This is a genomic window from Leucobacter luti (assembly GCF_019464495.1).
Classification (GTDB): domain Bacteria; phylum Actinomycetota; class Actinomycetes; order Actinomycetales; family Microbacteriaceae; genus Leucobacter; species Leucobacter luti_A.
Window position 1 is genome coordinate 571,532 of the sequence record NZ_CP080492.1, and the last position, 18,271, is coordinate 589,802.

The 18,271-nt window shown below is 64.0% G+C and carries 14 protein-coding genes; 1 reads left to right on the forward strand and 13 read right to left on the reverse strand.

The window, feature by feature from the left end:
* Window positions 1–115 precede the first annotated feature (115 nt).
* The 3 genes from msrA to dnaE are packed head-to-tail and all read right to left on the reverse strand — an operon-like array spanning window position 116 to window position 5,057.
* Window positions 116–640, reverse strand: coding sequence for a peptide-methionine (S)-S-oxide reductase MsrA (gene msrA, locus K1X41_RS02665; RefSeq protein ID WP_132203733.1), 525 nt, complete (start codon window positions 638–640; stop codon window positions 116–118).
* A complete protein-coding gene (gene nadE / locus K1X41_RS02670; protein WP_396426497.1) occupies window positions 637–1,488 on the reverse strand; it encodes an ammonia-dependent NAD(+) synthetase in 852 nt (283 codons plus the stop codon). Before nadE ends, msrA begins: the two co-directional genes overlap by 4 nt.
* A 59-nt stretch (window positions 1,489–1,547) precedes the next feature.
* Window positions 1,548–5,057 carry a DNA polymerase III subunit alpha gene (dnaE, locus tag K1X41_RS02675; RefSeq protein ID WP_396426507.1) on the reverse strand — a complete coding sequence of 1,170 codons (3,510 nt, stop codon included), beginning with the start codon at window positions 5,055–5,057 and terminating at the stop codon, window positions 1,548–1,550.
* Window positions 5,058–5,821: 764 nt separating this feature from the next.
* Here dnaE and K1X41_RS02680 point away from each other — a divergent pair.
* Window positions 5,822–7,756 carry an S-layer homology domain-containing protein gene (locus K1X41_RS02680; RefSeq protein WP_133616803.1) on the forward strand — a complete coding sequence of 645 codons (1,935 nt, stop codon included), beginning with the start codon at window positions 5,822–5,824 and terminating at the stop codon, window positions 7,754–7,756.
* 982 nt (window positions 7,757–8,738) lie between these two features.
* On the opposite strand, the gene K1X41_RS02685 is transcribed toward K1X41_RS02680, so the two are convergent.
* The 10 genes from K1X41_RS02685 to K1X41_RS02730 form a co-directional block, all read right to left on the reverse strand.
* Entirely contained in the window at window positions 8,739–9,671 is a 933-nt protein-coding gene (locus K1X41_RS02685; protein ID WP_220175260.1) for an RluA family pseudouridine synthase, read from the reverse strand.
* A complete protein-coding gene (lspA, locus tag K1X41_RS02690; RefSeq protein ID WP_243642844.1) occupies window positions 9,658–10,356 on the reverse strand; it encodes a signal peptidase II in 699 nt (232 codons plus the stop codon). Before lspA ends, K1X41_RS02685 begins: the two co-directional genes overlap by 14 nt.
* A gap of 8 nt (window positions 10,357–10,364) precedes the next feature.
* Complete coding sequence (locus K1X41_RS02695; protein WP_132203743.1) at window positions 10,365–11,027, reverse strand: DivIVA domain-containing protein; 663 nt, start codon at window positions 11,025–11,027, stop codon at window positions 10,365–10,367.
* A gap of 110 nt (window positions 11,028–11,137) precedes the next feature.
* Window positions 11,138–11,431, reverse strand: coding sequence for a YggT family protein (locus K1X41_RS02700; RefSeq protein WP_132203745.1), 294 nt, complete (start codon window positions 11,429–11,431; stop codon window positions 11,138–11,140).
* A gap of 2 nt (window positions 11,432–11,433) precedes the next feature.
* The gene (locus K1X41_RS02705) at window positions 11,434–11,955 is read right to left on the reverse strand and encodes a cell division protein SepF (RefSeq protein WP_132203747.1); all 522 of its coding nucleotides are present in this window, start codon (window positions 11,953–11,955) and stop codon (window positions 11,434–11,436) included.
* 30 nt (window positions 11,956–11,985) lie between these two features.
* Window positions 11,986–12,681, reverse strand: coding sequence for a YggS family pyridoxal phosphate-dependent enzyme (locus tag K1X41_RS02710; RefSeq protein WP_133616806.1), 696 nt, complete (start codon window positions 12,679–12,681; stop codon window positions 11,986–11,988).
* Window positions 12,682–12,686: 5 nt separating this feature from the next.
* A complete protein-coding gene (ftsZ, locus tag K1X41_RS02715; RefSeq protein ID WP_132203751.1) occupies window positions 12,687–13,913 on the reverse strand; it encodes a cell division protein FtsZ in 1,227 nt (408 codons plus the stop codon).
* 159 nt (window positions 13,914–14,072) lie between these two features.
* Entirely contained in the window at window positions 14,073–14,951 is an 879-nt protein-coding gene (locus tag K1X41_RS02720) for a cell division protein FtsQ/DivIB (RefSeq protein ID WP_220175261.1), read from the reverse strand.
* A 325-nt stretch (window positions 14,952–15,276) separates the two neighbouring features.
* Complete coding sequence (gene murC / locus K1X41_RS02725; protein WP_133616808.1) at window positions 15,277–16,707, reverse strand: UDP-N-acetylmuramate--L-alanine ligase; 1,431 nt, start codon at window positions 16,705–16,707, stop codon at window positions 15,277–15,279.
* 294 nt (window positions 16,708–17,001) lie between these two features.
* Window positions 17,002–18,213, reverse strand: a complete 1,212-nt coding sequence (locus K1X41_RS02730; RefSeq protein ID WP_220175262.1) for an MFS transporter — start codon at window positions 18,211–18,213, stop codon at window positions 17,002–17,004.
* Between the last annotated feature and the right edge of the window lie 58 nt (window positions 18,214–18,271).

The following is an 18,271-nucleotide window of genomic DNA, read 5'->3' on the forward strand; positions in this document are numbered from 1 at the left end:
CGGGCCGCGTCGGGCTTGGCACAATCGCACCACACGGGCCGGGCCGGAAATGGCGCAGCCGCAGCGCATGAGAGTGACCGCGCCTGGCTTCCGTGCACCGAAGTGGTGCGCTCTCCTACCGCAAGTACTCCGAGAATGCGGCGCGCACCTTGTTGACCTTTGGTACCGCCACCGCGAGGCAATATCCCTGGGTCGGGTTCTTTGCGAAGAAATCCTGATGCGCGTCCTCGGCAGGGAAGACTTCACCCAATGGCTCCAGTGTCGTCACGATATCGCCGGGCCACCACTCTGCGGCGCGCGCCCGTGCTGACTCGAACACTGCGGCCTGAGCAGCGTCAGCCGGGAACATCGCCGAGCGGTACTGAGTGCCGACGTCGTGACCCTGACGATTCAGCTGAGTCGGATCATGCATCGTGAAGAAAGCGTCAAGAATGACCGAGGCGGGAATGACCGACTCATCAAAGGTGACCGCGACAGCCTCAGCATGGCCCGTCGCGCCGGTGCACACCTGTTCGTAGCTGGGCTGCCGCGTCACGCCGCCGGTGTAGCACGACAGCACCTCTGTGACGCCACGAAGCTGTCGATATGCAGCATCAAGGCACCAAAAGCAGCCACCGGCAAGAACAAACGTGGTACTCATGCTTCCGCCCTTCGTTCAGCATCGCCGCGCCACCAGGTATCACCAGGGGCGACAGGAAGCCGTCGTTTGTGTTCCGTGGCGCGGTAGCGCCGCTCAAGGTTCTCCGCCGCGGCGGCGGCAACCTGCTCCCCGCGAAGGTACCCGTCGATCTCGGGATAGGTGACGCCAAGGCTGGATTCGTCGGACTGCCCTGGCTGCTCGTCAAGCAGATCAGCAGTCGGCACTTTCTCCCACAGCCGAGTCGGCGCATTCAGTTCACGCAACAGTTCTGCCCCCTGGCTCTTCGTGAGCCCAGAAAGCGGAATGATGTCGGCTGCGCCATCACCAAACTTCGTGAAGAACCCAGTGATCGCTTCAGCGGCGTGATCCGTGCCGATCACGAGCAGACCACGGTCTCCCGCGATGGCATACTGCGCGACCATCCGCATCCGCGCTTTGACGTTTCCCCGCGTGAAATCCGAGACCGGAGTTCCCGTAGCAGCAGACACCTGCGACACAATCCCGTCAGTTCCCGCTGCAATGTCCACGGTGACTGTGCTATCCGGCTGAATGAACGCCAACGCGAGCTGTGCGTCGTCTTCGTCGCGCTGCACCGCATATGGCAACCGCACGGCAATGAACTCCGCGTCCCGCCCCTCGCCGCGCAAGCGCTCAACTGCCAGCTGCGCGAGGCGGCCCGCAAGCGAAGAGTCTTGCCCCCCTGAGATGCCCAGCACAAAGCCACGCACCCCTGGGATCGCTCTCGCGTAGTCCGCCAAGAACGTCACACGACGCTCCAGTTCAGCCGCGGGGTCGATTGCTGGGACTGGCCGCAGCGCTCGAATGATCTCTTGCTGCATCTCGCTCACACCCACACTCTACTCCGGCCAGGTGCAGCAATGCCGGGGCGAGGTATGCCACACGGGGGTCAAGAAATCAGCTCTTCAATCGGGAGCAAGCACCGCGGCCCGAGGAGTCCTTTGAGCTCACCAAACAGATCCGCGGAAACTCGCACCTGCAGCGGCAGCTCAAACACCCGAATCGCTGTTGAGGTCATCAAGTTCAGTCGCACTTCGCTCTCTCCGCGGTGGCGCAGCAGGGTGCGTTTGAGCTCGTCCATGAGATCCTCGGTCGCGCGCGCGTCCGAAATCGTGAGCATCAGTGTCTCAGCGTCTTCCTGCACGCCAGCGTCAATCGGCCGCACACCGTACGCGTGCATCGACATTCCGTCGTCGCGAGCGTTGAGCTTGCCGCGCAGCGCCACGATCGAGTCCGGCTGCAACAGGCTCCCAAACTCCTGGTACGACTTCCCCATAAACAATGCTTGGATCTCACCGGTGAAGTCTTCGATCGTCACCATGCCGTACAGATTGCCGGATTTCGCGGTGCGATGCTGCACGCTCGTAAGAAGACCCGCCACCGTCACGATCTCACCGTCAAACGTCGAGGTGGAGTCGGGGTTCGTGATCTGCAGTACCGTCGCACTCGCTTCTTTCGCGAGCGCCGAGTCGAGCCCGCGCAGCGGGTGGTCCGAGACATAGAGCCCGAGCATTTCACGCTCAAACGACAGCTTGTCCTTTTTGGTCCACTCCGGGCGATCCGGCACAAGCAGTGCCGCGTCTGCTTCTTCGCCGTCCGCCTCAGCTGCCTCAGCGAAAAGACTGTCGAAGTCGAACCCGACGTTGCCTTTCTCGGCGTCCCGCTTGTCCTTGACGGCACTCTCGATGGTCTGCTCGTGAATCTCCACGAGCGCGCGGCGTGTGCCGCCAAGTCCGTCGAAGGCCCCCGCCTTGATCAACGATTCGATCGTGCGCTTGTTCAGCACGACGAGCGGAACCTTCTTGAGGAAGTCATGGTAGCTCTCAAACCCACCGTTCGCCTCACGTGCCTCGCGAATCCCCTCGACCACGTTCGTGCCGACGTTGCGGATGGCGCCCAGCCCAAAGCGAATATCCTCGCCAACGGCCGAGAAGTTTGCGAACGACTCGTTTACGGCAGGCGGCAGCACCTTGATACCCATGCGGCGGCACTCATTGAGGTAGATCGCGAGCTTGTCTTTAGAATCCCCGACGCTTGTCAGCAGAGCAGCCATGTATTCAGCCGGGTAGTGCGCTTTGAGGTACGCAGTCCAGTACGACACGACCCCGTAGGCGGCAGAGTGGGCCTTGTTGAACGCATAGTCAGAGAACGGCAGCAGGATATCCCACAGTGCTTTCACCGCAGGCGGCGAGAACCCACGCTCTGCCATTCCACTCGAGAAGCCCGCGTACTGCTTGTCCAGCTCCGACTTCTTTTTCTTCCCCATCGCGCGGCGCAGAATATCGGCTTCACCGAGCGAGAACCCTGCCACTTTTTGCGCGATCGACATCACCTGCTCTTGGTAGATGATGAGACCGTAGGTGGTGCTCAGCACCTCCTGAAGTGGCTCTTCCAGCTCGGGGTGGATCGGGGTGATGGGCTGCAGCCCATTCTTTCGGAGCGCATAGTTCGTGTGGGAGTCCGCTCCCATGGGACCCGGACGGTAGAGCGCGAGCACTGCCGAAATGTCTTCGAAGTTGTCAGGCTTCATCAGACGGAGGAGGCCGCGCATCGGGCCCCCGTCGAGCTGAAACACGCCGAGCGTATCGCCGCGCGCCAGCAGTTCGTAAGACTCCGTGTCATCGAGCTCAAGCCGCTCGAGGTCCAGCTCTTCGCCGCGGTTCACACGGATGTTCTCGAGCGCGTCCGAAATGATCGTGAGGTTTCGTAGACCGAGGAAGTCCATCTTGATCAGGCCGAGGCCCTCACAGGTGGGATAGTCAAACTGCGTGACGATCTGGCCATCCTGCTCACGCTTCATGATCGGGATGATGTCGATGAGTGGATCACTCGACATGATCACGCCAGCCGCATGCACGCCCCACTGCCGTTTCAGCCCCTCCAGCCCGAGTGCGGTGTCATACACCTGCTTGGCCTCGGCGTCTTCCTGGAGCACGGCACGGAACTCCGCGGCTTCTTTGTAGCGCGGGTGATCCGGATCGGTGATGCCCGCGAGCGGAATGTCTTTCGCCATGACTGCCGGCGGCATCGCCTTCGTGAGCTTTTCGCCCATCCCGAATGGGAAACCAAGCACGCGCGAGGCATCCTTCAATGCCTGCTTTGACTTGATCGTGCCGTAGGTGACAATCTGCGCCACGCGCTCATCGCCGTACTTCTCCGTCACGTACCGAATGACCTCGCCGCGGCGACGATCATCGAAGTCGACATCGAAGTCAGGCATCGAGACTCGATCAGGGTTCAGGAAGCGCTCAAAGATGAGACCGTGCTGTAGCGGATCAAGGTCGGTGATACGCATTGCGTACGCCACCATCGAACCTGCGCCCGAGCCTCGGCCAGGGCCGACGCGGATCCCGTTGTCCTTCGACCAGTTGATGAAGTCAGCAACGACGAGGAAGTAGCCGGGGAACCCCATCTGCACGATCACGCCGGTCTCGTACTCGGCCTGCTTGCGCACTGCATCAGGGATTCCGTTCGGGTAGCGGTAGTGCAGACCCTTCTCGATCTCCTTGACAAACCAGCTCTCCTCGTTCTCCCCCTCGGGAACGGGATAGCGGGGCATGTAGTTGGCCGAGGTGTTGAACTCGGCGTGGCAGCGCTCGGCGACCAGCAACGTGTTGTCACACGCTTCGGGCATCTCGCGGAAGATGTGGCGCATCTCTGCAGCAGACTTCAGGTAGTAGCCCGAGCCGCTGAACTGGAACCGGTTGGGGTCGTCGAGCCGCGATCCAGACTGCACGCAGAGCAGCGCAGAGTGCGCCTCAGCGTCTTTCTCGTGCACGTAGTGCAGATCGTTGGTCGCAAGCATCGGGATCCCCAGATCCTTTGCGATTGCAACGAGATCCTTCTGCACACGGCGCTCGATTTCGAGGCCGTGATCCATGATCTCGCAGAAGTAATTCTCTTTGCCGAAAATGTCCTGGAATTCTGCGGCGGCCTGCCGCGCCTCGGCGTACTGCCCGAGCCGGAGCCGGGTATGCACTTCACTCGACGGGCAGCCTGTGGTTGCGATCAGGCCCTGCGAATACTGCTGCAGCAACTCACGGTCCATGCGCGGTTTGAAGTAGTAGCCCTCGATCGAGGACCGGCTCGAAAGCCGGAACAGGTTGTGCATCCCCTCCGTGGTCTCGGAGAGGAGCGTCATATGCGTGTATGCGCCCGCGCCAGACACGTCGTCGCCGCCTCCGTCACCCCAACGCACACGCGTGCGATCCCCGCGGTGTGTGCCAGGCGTCACATAGGCTTCGATCCCGATAATCGGATTCACGTCAGCGTCGCGCGCCGTCTTCCAAAAGTCGAACGCGCCGAACGTATTGCCGTGGTCAGTCACCGCAATCGCCGGCATGCCTTGCGCTGCAACTGCGTCGATGAGCGGTTTTACGCGAGCCGCACCGTCGAGCATCGAGTACTCGCTGTGCACGTGCAGATGTACGAAACCGTCTTTTTCTGACACCGAATGGGCCCCTTTCACCGACGAGTCAAGGGTACCCCGAGTGCGCCTGTATCGCTCCCGGGAGGGACGTTCATGGGCGGGTCGTTCCGCCACGCGGCCGCACCTCTGCACCACGCTCGATCGGCGACACGCCTGTAACGATCTGTCGGGATTCGGTCAGCATCCACCGGATCGACGTGTGCACGGAACGCAGCAAACATGCCACGTCACCATTCCGTCGGTGGTGCATGTGTCGAGCTCGATCATGACGAACACCGAGTTGCGCCTCACGATCGCTCGCCGCCACGCTGCGAAGGAGCTAGCGCACGTCTGCGTCGCACCAGGGGCATGCGTAGTCAACGTCGGGGTGGCTCATCCGCTTGAACACGGTGTGCCACTGTGTGCAAATCGCCCGAAGTTCCCAGAGCTCGCTACTCACCTTGGCCGCGCGTGTTCGCATGGTCAACGGAAGCACCTCAGACCGCATCGGCGCTGCGGGTGCCGTCATCGTTCGCGATTGCACGATTCGTCCTCACTGTCTCGGTTCCATTCACCCCTCGCGGACGTTGCGTGCAACGAGTCCCGCTGCCTTCGAGTGAAGCACCCTGGCACAGTGTCTGGGGCAATTCCGGACACAACCGAACACATCCGGAATATCCGGACGACTGATTGTGACCGTGACGTTGCGCGACGCACGGGGTGCGCCGTCGAAAGATCGCGATTATGCTTACCCCATGTTTTGGGGAAACCATGGGGGTAGTCCAGTGACGGCAGAAATCGGTATCGACGAACACGGACGCGCGGGATCGCTCCGCTTCACCCGAGCAGGGAGGCGTATTGCGGCCATCGCAATTGCGCTCACGCTCGCAGCGACCTCTCTGGTTGCTGGAGTGGCGGCGCCGGCGCTCGCCGCCGACGGGACTGGGGTGCTGAAAGGCACGATCGCGGTCCCGGCTGGAACGGATCTCACCAAGGTGAATATCGCGGTGACCCCGCGGATTCACACTGGTGCCGTCTACACGGACTTCGGTCTGGATCCGAACGGCGCGTACGAGGTGACGGGGCTCCCGGACGCTGAGTTCATTGTTTCAGCGTTTGTCTATACCGGACAGGGGTACCCAAACCCCAACGTGCACGAGCAGTTGCTCCTGCCGACGCCCACCACAGCCGGGGTCACGATTGCCGGGGGTGAAACGAAGGTCCAGAACTTCACCATGAAGCCTGCGACCGCAAAGATCAGCGGCCACATCACGCTCGATGGTTCAAGTGCAGTGCAGGTGATCCTGAAACAAAAGGTCGGCAGTGAATGGATCTCGATGAACTCCGCGTGGAGCGGATCTGGTGCAGCCCCAATTGACTTCGCGACCTATGGTCTCGCTGCCGGCACCTACAAGGCAGTGTTCGTCGCCCTCGCTGGCGATTACCCGTACGAACGGCAGCAGTGGTGGGAAGGGACGGGTGTTGAAGAACAAGCGACGCCCATCACGCTGGCGGAGGGCGAGATTCGCACAGGCGTTGACACGGTGTTCCTGCGCCAGTTCACGTCTGGCCCCACGGTGACCGTGCAGGGCACACCCGCTGTTGGCTCCACGCTCTCCGCTGCCACGACCAGCTGGGTTCCTGCCGCCACCAAGGTGACCTACCAGTGGTACCAGGGGGACCCGAACGGCCCGGGAGCCGTTGAGATCGCGGGCGCGACGGCAGCCAGTTACGTGCCGACGGCAGCAGACGTCGGAAAGCGATTGTACGTGATCGCTGTCGGCACCCGGCAGGGGTACTCAGATTGGGGCGCCCCTTCTGAGGCGACCGCCGCGGTGACGACCGCGGCGCTCACCGCCACTCCGAAGCCCACGGTCACCGGCACGCCCAAGGTTGGCGCCACGCTCACAGCCAACGCAGGCACCTGGGCCCCAGCCCCTGTTGCGCTCAGCTACCAGTGGCAGCGCGCAGGTGCACCGATCAGCGGCGCGACACAAGCGACGTACACTCCGGTCGCCGCAGACGCAGGAAAGACACTCACCGTCGCCGTTACTGGCACGAAGAGCGGATACTCCCCCAACACGCAGACGTCCGCAGCCACGGCCGCGATCGCACCGGCTACGCCTGCGGTGCTCCCTTTTATCGATGTGAAGCAGGGAGACAAGTTCTACACGGAGATCGCCTGGATGTATGAGACCGGGCTCTCGACCGGCATTGCTACGCAGGAAGGCTTGGTCTACCAGCCGAAGGCGGCCGTATCGCGCGAGGCCATGGCCGCGTTCCTGTATCGCTCGAGCAAGGCCACCTATCAGGGGCCCGCAGTCTCCCCGTTCGCGGACATCAAACCCGGCGACAAGTTCTACAACGAGATCACGTGGATGGCCCACGAGGGCATCTCGACGGGGATCACACAGCCGAGCGGGAAGCCGAAATACGCTCCGAAAGCTCCAGTGTCCCGCGAGGCAATGGCGGCGTTCATCTACCGTCTCGAGCCACGGAGCTACACCGCTCCGATCGCCTCACCATTCGCGGACGTCGAGCCTGGTGACAATTTCTACCGTGAGATCGCTTGGATGTATGACACGAAGGTATCCACGGGAGTGGAACAGCCCTCAGGGAAGCCCAAATACGCCCCGAAGACCGCGGTCTCGCGTGAGGCAATGGCCGCCTTCCTCTACCGCGTCAAGTAGCGTCTCCACCGGCTGACTGCTCCGGGTCGTTCGCCCACGGCGGCACTCGACCCAGGCCCACGAAATACGCCCGGAGTAGTCAGCAACGGACCGGACCTCACCCTTTTCACGGTCGTGCATCTGACCGGCGCAGACCCGGGTGCTCATCTGGCCGACGAGCACCCGGGTCAGCCACACGCTGGGTTGGACACACGGCAGCTTCCGAGAACGAGCCGGCTTGCCCCTCCGTGCCATACACCCCGGGTGAATGCTCTACGCTTCCGGCGGACGGAGCGCGTGCTGCGCCAGCACAGACCACACATCCGCACATGCCCCCCCCCCTGCCCGCGTCCGCAGACGGGTGAGTTAGGGACCCGCCGCAAGTTCAGGCGCCTCGATGACTGCCGCAGTTTTGCCCACCTGGCCGGCCCAGAACAGGCTCGTTCCCCCACCGCGATCACCGCCGCCACAGCAGCGATGAGCAGCGTCTGCACGAGCGAGAAACGACGGCCGGGATTCGGTACCTCCGCTGCGGCAGGAGCGGTCACGGCAACGGAGGCGGCGCCGTAGCGCGGGTCAAGCGCCGCGCGGCGCGATACCCACGCCGTCCGATCGCCACCGAACTCCTCGACGAGCTTTGCGACGGTGCGCTCTGTGGGGAGCTTCCTCCCGAGGAAAGCCTCTGACAGGACGGTTTTCGACACCCCCGTCCGCTCACTCAACGCAAGGAGCTTCGGGTCACCCGCACCGAGCCGTAATTCGCGAAGACCCGCCGCAAAACTCGCAACAGAATCGCTGTCGCGCTCGGGCCTCGAAATTGTCATATACATGTGTATAGCAGTTCAGCTCGACCGGGCAGGGTGGTTTCCGGGGTGAGATCTTGATCCTGCGAGCCGGCCATGCCCCTTGCACTCCCGGACCCCGTGGTCCAGCTCGTGTCCGAAATTTCGGCTGTCACGGGGCCGCAGGGCAGCGCAGCATCGACGGCGCTGCGCGGAGGGTGTTAGGCGCCCGGATCAGTGCCAGCGAGCACGTCGAGGGCGTGCTGTAGATCCGCCGGGTACACCGAGCTAAACTCGACGGGCTCGCCAGAGCCAGGATGGCGGAACCCGAGCCGCATCGCGTGCAACCATTGCCGCGTCAGCCCGAGACGGTCCGAGAGCGTCGGGTCGGCGCCATACATGCCGTCTCCTACGCAGGGGTGGCGTTGGGCAGACATATGCACACGAATCTGGTGTGTCCGACCGGTCTCGAGCTCAATCTCTAGGAGTGTCGCATAGGGAAAGGCTTCAAGCGTCGCGTAGTGCGTTACCGAGGGCTTCCCATCGCGGGTCACCGCAAACTTCCACTCGTGTCCGGGGTGACGACCGATGGGTCCCTCAATTGTTCCGGAAAACGGGTCCGGGTGGCCTTGCACTACTGCGTGGTAGATCTTCGACACCTCGCGCTCCTTGAACGCGCGCTTGAGCGTGCTGTAAGCCCGCTCGCTTTTCGCAACCACCATGAGCCCGCTCGTGCCAGCGTCCAGACGATGCACGATGCCTTGCCGTTCCGGCGGACCAGAAGTCGCAATGCGATATCCAGCACCCGCGAGCGCCCCGAGCACCGTCGGGCCCTCCCAGCCGAGCGACGGATGCGCAGCGACGCCCGCGGGCTTGTCAATCACGACAATGTCGTCATCATCATGCACGATTCCCAGTTCTGGGAGGTGCACTGGGACAATCTCGGGCCCACGTTTCTCAGCCCACGTGACCTCAAGCCAGCCTCCGGCGGAAAGCCGATCAGACTTGCCCAGCTCAACGCCGTCAAGGCTCACGCCACCAGCCTGAGCAATCTCGGCCGCAAAACTCCGCGAGAATCCGAGCAGCTTTGCGAGCGCGGCGTCCACGCGTTCTCCGGAGAGCCCATCTGGCACCGGAAAACTACGATGCTGCATTGCCTGGCTCCTCTGGGGACTCGTCGTTCGGCCGGGCAGATCCGCTCACTGCAGGATCCGTTCCAGCGACAGCGGTGGCATGTTTCGCAGCTTCGGCCGCGGCTTCATCTGCTTTAGCCTGCGCACGGCTGCGCCCGTCAATCGGAAGCCCGAGCAACGTGATCAGGATGAACAGGATCATGCCAGACACAATGCCAATGTCAGCGATGTTGTAGATCGCCTCATTGAACCCAAGCCACATCCACGGGGTCGAGATGAAGTCGATCACGTGGCCCTCAGGGAAACCGGGTTCTCGCGTCAGCCGGTCCGTGAGGTTGCCCAGCACACCGCCGAGCAACAGGCCGAGGAATAGAGCCCACGGCACGGAGCGCAACCGCCGGATCTGCCACAGGATCACCACAACCACTACTGCGGCAAGGATCGTGAAGATCCACGTCGATCCGCTCGCCATCGAGAAGGCCGCGCCCGGGTTTCGCACGAAGTGCCAGCGCAACACGTCGCCGATCACCTGCACCGTAACGCCCTCATCTAGGTGGGACACTACCCAGTTCTTGACGCTCTGGTCAGCCGCGAGGACCACCAGCGCAACAGCAAACACGATCGCCGGGACCCAGCGACGCCACGGCCGAGTGGCCGTGGCGTCGGGGGTCACGTGGTCGTCTGCCGATCCAGTGACGTCGTTCACGCTCCTGGTTACTGCAGGCCGTCAGGCGCGCCAGCAGGCTCGGGTGAGCCGTCAAGGCCGCGCAGCTGCGACTGGATGTACGAGCGCAGCGTCGAGCGGTACTCGCTCTCGAACTGACGCAGATCCTTGATCTTGAACTGCAGGTCACCGCGTTCTTCGCCCAGCTCGCGCAGCTCATCTGCACGCTGCTGCTGAGCCTCTTCGACGAGCTGCTTCGCGGTGCGCTCAGCGTCCTTGATCATCTGATCACGCTTCGACTCCGCCTCGCTGATCAGCTGATCGCGAGTCGTCTCGCCCTCGTGCACGTGCTTGTCGTGCAGTTCGAGCGCGAGCTGGAGCATGGCGCTCGACTTCACTGCGTCTGGCTGGCTGCCACCAGCGACAGCTGCGACGGTCACCGGCGCTGCGGGTGCCGGAGCGGGCGCAGGAGCGTCGACAACGATCGTCTGCTCGGACGCTGCGGGGGCGGACTGAGCGCCCGACTCGCACGCCTCAAGCTTCGCGGTGAGCTCGTCGATCTGCGCACGCAGCGCAGCCTTCTCCTCCTCGAACTGGCGAAGCTCCTCGACGATAGTGTCGAGGAAGTCGTCGACCTGATCGAGATCGTAGCCGTCGCGGAACTTGGTGATCGTGAACTTCTGGTTCACGACGTCTTCGGGAGTCAGGGCCATCGTTACGTCTCTTTCGCTTCGGGACCACTGCGTGGTCTGTGAAAAACGCTCACAAGCACGTGGTCTGGAACCACGCTAGCAAACAATGCCGGATTCTCGCAGAACCCGACCTACCAACCGGGAATAATTGCGATCAGAATCCAGCAGGCGAGCATCGTCAACATCCAGCCCAGATCAAGCGATACTTGGCCGAGACGGATCGGAGGAAGCAACCTTCTAAACATCCTGATCGGTGGATCAGTCACCGTATACACGAGCTCGATCGCCACGGCGAGTGGGCCGCGCGGTCGGAATCGTCGATTCAGCACCATGATCCAGTCGAGCACGAAACGCACCCACAGCACCAGCGTGTAGATGCGGAGGAGCAGTTTGAGGATGCCCCCAACGACGAGTACGAACTCCAAGATTACGCCGTCGGCGGCACGAAGAACGACCCGCTGTCGTTCTGGCGTGAATCGTCGCCTGCGACCTCAATGTGTTCCGGCGACAGCAGGAACACTTTGCTCGTGACACGCTCAATGCGGCCGTGCAGCCCCATTGTGAGCCCGCTCGCGAAGTCGATCAGGCGCTTCGCGTCCCCCTCGTCCATACGAGAGAGGTTAATGATGACCGGGATCCCGTCGCGGAAGCTCTCAGCGAGAACCTTGGCGTCCCGGTACTCCGTCGGGTGGACCGTCAATATCTCATTGAGTGCCTGTGCGACGGGCTGCTTCGTCGGGGTGACCCGGCGGAGAGGGGTAACGGCGGCGCGCTGCGGAGCAGGACGACTCGGTTCCGGCTTCACGGCAGGCGTCGCTTGTGCGGCCGGAGTGGCGCGCTCAGTGCGTGGTGCGGCGCTCGCCTGCTGCTGCGTTGACGCGTTCTGTTCCTCGAGCTCCTCCTCAGCGAGGCCCAGGAACACCATGGTCTTCTTCAGCGGGTTGCTCATTTTTTCTCCCAACGGTGCTGTAGTTCGAGACTATCTGGGCTCGGGCCGATTGCCCGTGATTGCGCTGCCGATTCGCAGGTGTGTCGCTCCGGCCGCGATGGCCTCGACGTAGTCATGAGTCATTCCGGCAGAAATTGCAGAGGCTTCAGGCGCGATGGCCCGCACACGCTGCGAGTATCCTGCAAGCCGTTCGAACGCGCTGGCGGGCGGCTCGTCGAGCGGTGCGACTGCCATGACCCCGCGCAGTTTCAGGGACGGATTGGTGAGCGTGCGCTCGACCAACGACTCGAGGTCTGCGGGTGCGACTCCCCCGCGCCCAGGATCGTCCGTGAGGTTGATTTGCAGGAAGGCCTCAACAGGGCGCTCCAGATCCGTGAGCGCGTCAACGAGGCGCTCACGGTCAATCGAATGAATCGCGTGCGCGTAGCGCGCAGCCTGCCGCGCTTTCTTCGTCTGAAGCTGACCAATGAAGTGCCAATTCAGGTCGAGACCGGCGAGCGCCTGCGACTTATCTTGTGCCTCCTGGTGGCGGTTCTCCCCCACGTCGCGCACGCCAAGTGCCGCGAGCGCCGCAACGAGTTCCGCCGGGTGGAACTTGGTGACCACGATGAGTGTGACGTCCTCCGACGCACGCCCTGCGGACCGGCAGGCGTCCGCCACACCTCCGCGCACCGCGGCAAGTCGGTCAGCCAGACCTGGGTCGTTCCACTCCGACAGCTCCGCCATGGCGACTACTTCAGGAACTCGGGGATGTCGAGATCATCATCGTCATCGCCGTCGAACGCAGGATCCTTCAGCTGCGCTTCCACCGGCGGATTTGAGAGCACCTCTCCGAACTGCCCCGTTACCGGAGCCGGTTCCGCCGCACGATCGCCGCCAGCGTTGAAGCCGGGGAAGCCCAGGCCCGTCGCCTCAGCCGGGGCCGTGGAGGTGCGCGTTCCTGGCACTTGATCGAGGCTCTCGACGTGGCTGCCGCGGCGTCCTCGCTCGGACGTCGGGACCGTGGGCACCTGATCCGCGTCGAACCCGGCCGCAATCACCGTCACGCGCACTTCGTCACCGAGCGTGTCGTCAATGACGGTGCCAAAAATGATGTTCGCCTCTGGGTGTACGACATCCTGCACCAGCGTGGACGCCTCGTAGATCTCACTCAAGGCGAGATTCGAAGAGCCCTGGATCGACAGCAGTACACCGTGCGCGCCCTCGACAGATGCCTCCAGCAGCGGTGACGCGACCGCGAGCTCTGCCGCCTTGATGGCGCGGTCAGCACCGCGGGCGGAGCCGATTCCCATGAGCGCAGCGCCAGCGCCCTGCATCACGGATTTCACATCGGCGAAGTCGAGGTTGATGAGACCGGGGGTGGTGATGAGGTCCGTAATGCCGGAGACGCCTGCGAGCAGCACCTGATCGGCAGACGCGAACGCCTCGATCATGCTGATACCAGGCTCGCTGATATCGAGCAGGCGATCGTTCGGGACGACAATCAGGGTGTCGACGGCCTCGCGCAGGGTGCTGACACCAGCGTCTGCCTGCGCAGCGCGGCGCTTGCCTTCGAAGCTGAACGGGCGGGTCACCACACCGATGGTGAGCGCACCGATGGACTTCGCGATGCGCGCGACAACAGGAGCGGCACCGGTGCCGGTTCCGCCACCCTCACCGGCGGTGACGAACACCATGTCCGCGCCGGTCAGCGCCTCTTCGATTTCTTCTGCGTGATCCTCTGCAGCGCGACGTCCAACCTCGGGGTCGGCACCAGCGCCCAGACCGCGCGTCAGCTCACGGCCGACATCGAGCTTCACATCTGCATCGCTGAGCAGCAGCGCCTGCGCATCGGTATTGACGGCGATGAACTCGACGCCGCGGAGGCCAAGTTCGATCATCCGGTTGACCGCGTTGACACCGCCGCCGCCCACACCGACGACCTTGATTACCGCGAGGTAGTTCTGGTTCCCTGACACCTGGATCCTCCGCCCGTAACCCTCAACCTCTACCTGAAGTTCAAAGTTAGTATTGCTGAATACGTTTCTTGTGGTCCACGCTACGGGCAGGGTCCGCCCCACTGCGGCAGACACGCCGCAAAACCGCGGGCATCGCCTAGAACAGCACCCGGAATGCGGCTATTGGAACACCGGGGCTTCAGAGGACGAAACATCAATCTGCGAAATCGGGCGATCCGCCAGCGCGGCTAGCATCGAGGTCAGCACCGTCGACTTACGTCTGGTCTGATCAGAGTCGCCCCACAGCACCTGCACGCCGCTCGACAATACGAAGGTCACGTCCTGACCACTCGAGGCTGTCACGCTCGTGATCTGAGCACGTAGCTCGGCCGGCATGTCCCGGAGCGCGCGACTCGCAGAGCGGAATGCATCAGAGGAGCGGTCTGTCAGAGATCCGCTCCCCAGCGGCACCCCAGCAGGCGCGGCCTCGGCCGATCCAAGCAATACGCCAGCAGCATCGTACAGCCCGACGCCGCCTGCACTCGGGAGCGAGACGACAGGAACGCGCTCCTCAATGCGCACGGTCATCGTGTGCGGCGGAGTTCGCTCTACGGCGTAGCGCTGGATGAGCGGGAACGGCTCGAGCGCGCGATGCACATCCCGATCCTCCACCAGCGCCAGCGGAACACCCTCGAAGCGGGCGAGCGCAGCGCCCACCTCTTCGGCATTGACCGCGGAGGCCCCCTCGATGTTCACCTCACGCACCGCCATGAGCGGAGTGAACACGCCAACCACCACAAACAGCGCGAGCGCGGCAACCGCGCTGATGACGATCAGCCAGGTGCGCCTGCGCCTGCGAGCGGCCAGCGTGAAGCGCTGGCGCTCGCGCCGGAACCGGGCTTTGCGCTGCTTGCCGGCCTCGCGCACGCGACGTTCTGCAGCGCGTACGGGATCCGCCTGGCGTGCAGCGCGCCACCTCGTCACGGCCGAGCGGGCACTTGGTACGTCATCGACGAGCTCAATTTCGCCGTCTTCGACTTCTGCTCGCGCACGGCGCACGGCAGAGAGGTCGACTGTCGGCGCGAGAGCGTCGCCTGAACCGCCACCGGGCGCGGCAGCGTCCTCCGCCGCCCCGAGGCCCTCCCCGATCCCGCAGCGTTGCTCTCCGCGCCGCCCTGATTCGCGGCTCGAGCGGCCGCAGCTTCACGCGCAGTGCGCGAGCGCAGTCGATCAAACAGCCCTGGCCGGGCGGGCGAGTCGGCGGCGGTGGCGTCCGGGTGATCGGCCACGCCGTCACCGCCCGCAGTGTCCCACTCGGGAGCCTGCGTGTCAGGCGCGTCCGATTCAGGGCCCTCTGCGCCCCGATCGAACCCGCTCGGCCGTTTCACTGCCCTGTGGCCTCAAACCGGCCGCGCAGTGCGTCGACGACCTGCGGAATGATCCGGTACACGCTGCCGCAGCTCATAGTGACCATCACGTCCCCCGGACGCGCGATCTCCGCGAGGTGGTCAGCAGCGCGCTGCCAATCGTCGATGTATGCAACGCGCTCCTGGTCAGTGAAGTCGTTGGAGACGAGCGCTCCGGTAACCTCAGGGACCGGGTCCTCGCGCGCACCGTCGACCGAAAGGACGACCGTGTAGTCGGCGCCGTGCTCAAGCACCTCAGCGAACTCGCGATGGAACATGCTGGTGCGGCTATAGAGATGGGGCTGGTGGATCGCCACGAGTCGCCCCTCGCCGACAACGGCTCGCGCAGAGTCGAGCAGCGCTGCAACCTCAGTGGGGTGGTGGGCGTAGTCGTCATACACTCGGACGCCGCCGACCTCAGCGTGGAACTCGAAGCGGCGCTTTGTACCGCCGAACCCTGCGATCGCAGCGAGCGCAGCGCCAGCTTCATACCCGAGCCCGGTGAGCACGGCGAGCGAGCCCACTGCGTTGATGGCGTTGTGCCGACCGTAGACCTCAAGCTGCGCTGAATGCTGCGCGCCATCGATCTCAACGGTGAAACGGACCGGACCGGAGTCGTCGATCGACACAATCCGAACATCTGCATCGGTGGCCTCGCCGAAGGTGCGAATGGGGGTCGTCTCCCCCGCAGCGGCGTCAGCGCGCAGCGCCGTGAGGACTTCCAGTGCACCGGGATCATCAGAGGAGATCACGACGAGATCGCGTGCAGCGCGCGCGAAATCCACGAAGGCCTGCATGAACGCCTCGCGGGAGCCATAGAAGTCAAGGTGCTCGGGATCGACGTTGGTGATCAACGCAACCGACGTGTCATAGAGCAAGAATGATTTGTCAGACTCGTCCGCCTCGATCACGAACAACTCGTCGTTGCCAGGCCCAGAGCTCACTCCGAGCGTCTCGATGATGCCGCCGTTCACAAACGAGGGATCAGTGCCCAGACCGAGGAGGCCGGTGACAATCATGCCGGTAGAAGTCGTCTTGCCGTGCGCGCCAGCGACGGACACCACACGCTTGCCTCGCGCGAGCCAGGCAAGCGCTTGTGAGCGATGCAGCACAGGCAGGCCCTGAGCGAGCGCACGCTGGTACTCCGGGTTGTTCTCCCACAGTGCGCCTGTCACTACAAGCGTGTCGGCATCGCCCACGTTTTCCGCGCTATGGCCCACTGCAACCGGGATACCGAGCGCTTCGAGCGCCACGGTCGAGTAATTTGCACTGCGGTCGGATCCGGTCACCCGCACTCCGGCCTGGTGCATCATGCGCGCGATCCCGCTCATGCCGGATCCGCCGATGCCAACGAAGTGCACCTTCCCGAGCTCATCGGGGATGGTCATTTCGAGATCGGGGTAGATCATGGATCCTCCTTGCGGGTCGACAGTCAAGCGTACCGCGCGTGCCCTGCGACGCGGGTGCGAGCGGCCCCGGCGTGTTCCCAGACCCTATGCTGGCTCCGCCGCGGGCGGCTCCTCACCCGGTCTCCTGACGCCCCCAAACCGGACCGCGAACGCTTCTGACGTGCGCAATTGCGTCGCTTCAGCGGGGGCGGGCCTGGCTCGGCGGGAATGAGCTCGCGCGAAACCGGGTGAGCTCACGTCGGTTTCACTGAGCTCATGACGGCCGCGACGATCCGAGACCCGAACAGCCCCTGGCTACGCTCGCACCAGCTCCGCCGATGGCTTCGGCACGAGTGGCACTGCGAGCGCGGGGGTCAGCGCGACAAGCGCGAGTGCGGCCGGTATACCGATCACCCCAATGGCCGCGCCGACCGCAGGGCCGACGGCGGCAGCGGCGAGGAACTGGCCAGTGTTCTGGAACCCGAGCGCACGACCGGCCCAGCTGGGGCCAGCAATCTCAGCCACCGCGGTGAAGGCGAGGCCATTGTCCGCGACACTCACACAGCTCGCGATCACGTACAGCACAGCGGCGGGGATCCCCCATTCGAGCCACCTGAAGCCGGCCGCGGCGGCGAGGGTCACCACCCCGGCTATCGCTACGATGCGCAGCGGACGCAAGCGGGAGCCAGCGCGATCACTCCAGATCCCGACCACGATACGGCCAGCTGCCCCGGCAAACTGCGAGAACGCGACCAAGGCACCAGCCGCAAGCGCGCTCCAGCCAAACCCAACAGTGAACCAGACAAGCCCGAAGGTGGAGAGCGCGAACTGCGGCACTACGAGCAGCATCGAGGCTGCATGGATCCGCACAAGCGAGTTCGACGCGCGGTACGGGCTGCCTGACTCCGCAGCCGCAGCGCGCGGCGGGCGAGCTGGATCCCGTACCAGCAGCACACACACCACGAAGCTCAGCACGACGAGCGCACCACCCAGGCCGAGTGCCGCCGACACCCCGAACGCGAGGGCGAGCGGCGGCACCCCGAGCGCAGCGATTGCCATGCCCAGGGGCTGACATGTCTGGCGAATTCCCATCGCGAGCCCACGACGCTCAGTGGGGAACCATCCGGTGATCAGCCGTCCGCTCGCGCTGTTCGTACACGCGGAGGCCGCCCCGCACGCGACGAGCGCGATCCCGAGTGCCCCGAGCCCGTCAGCGAGCATAGCGGCCGCAACAGTTGCACCGGTGAGCGCGAGCCCGATCAGGATCACCCGCCGTTCACCAAAGCGGTCGGTCGCAGCGCCCCAGGCGACGAGCGCGAGCACGAGGCCCAGATTCGGGGCCCCAGCGAGCAGCCCGGCTGTCGCGAGGCTGAGCCCCTCGTGCTCGTGCAAATAGGGGATCAGGAACGCGGGCGCCGCGGCGACCACCGTGGTGGCTGCCTGCGCGAGCACCATCGCCCCCAGGAGGAACCAGAGCCGAACAGGAACTCGAACAGGAGCGGACAGTGAGGAGGGTACGACGTGCATGGTGGGTCTCCGAGCAGCGAAAGCGGGGACCGGCGCAGCACAGCGAAGCCGCTACGGG

Coding starts and splice junctions, on each gene's coding strand:
- msrA (WP_132203733.1), bottom strand. CDS start 640: ATGAGTACCACGTTTGTTCTTGCCGGTGGCTGCTTTTGGTGCCTTGAT.
- dnaE (WP_396426507.1), bottom strand. CDS start 5,057: ATGCTCGACGGTGCGGCTCGCGTAAAACCGCTCATCGACGCAGTTGCA.
- K1X41_RS02680 (WP_133616803.1), top strand. CDS start 5,822: ATGTTTTGGGGAAACCATGGGGGTAGTCCAGTGACGGCAGAAATCGGT.
- K1X41_RS02685 (WP_220175260.1), bottom strand. CDS start 9,671: ATGCAGCATCGTAGTTTTCCGGTGCCAGATGGGCTCTCCGGAGAACGC.
- K1X41_RS02695 (WP_132203743.1), bottom strand. CDS start 11,027: ATGGCCCTGACTCCCGAAGACGTCGTGAACCAGAAGTTCACGATCACC.
- K1X41_RS02705 (WP_132203747.1), bottom strand. CDS start 11,955: ATGAGCAACCCGCTGAAGAAGACCATGGTGTTCCTGGGCCTCGCTGAG.
- K1X41_RS02710 (WP_133616806.1), bottom strand. CDS start 12,681: ATGGCGGAGCTGTCGGAGTGGAACGACCCAGGTCTGGCTGACCGACTT.
- murC (WP_133616808.1), bottom strand. CDS start 16,707: ATGATCTACCCCGATCTCGAAATGACCATCCCCGATGAGCTCGGGAAG.
- K1X41_RS02730 (WP_220175262.1), bottom strand. CDS start 18,213: ATGCACGTCGTACCCTCCTCACTGTCCGCTCCTGTTCGAGTTCCTGTT.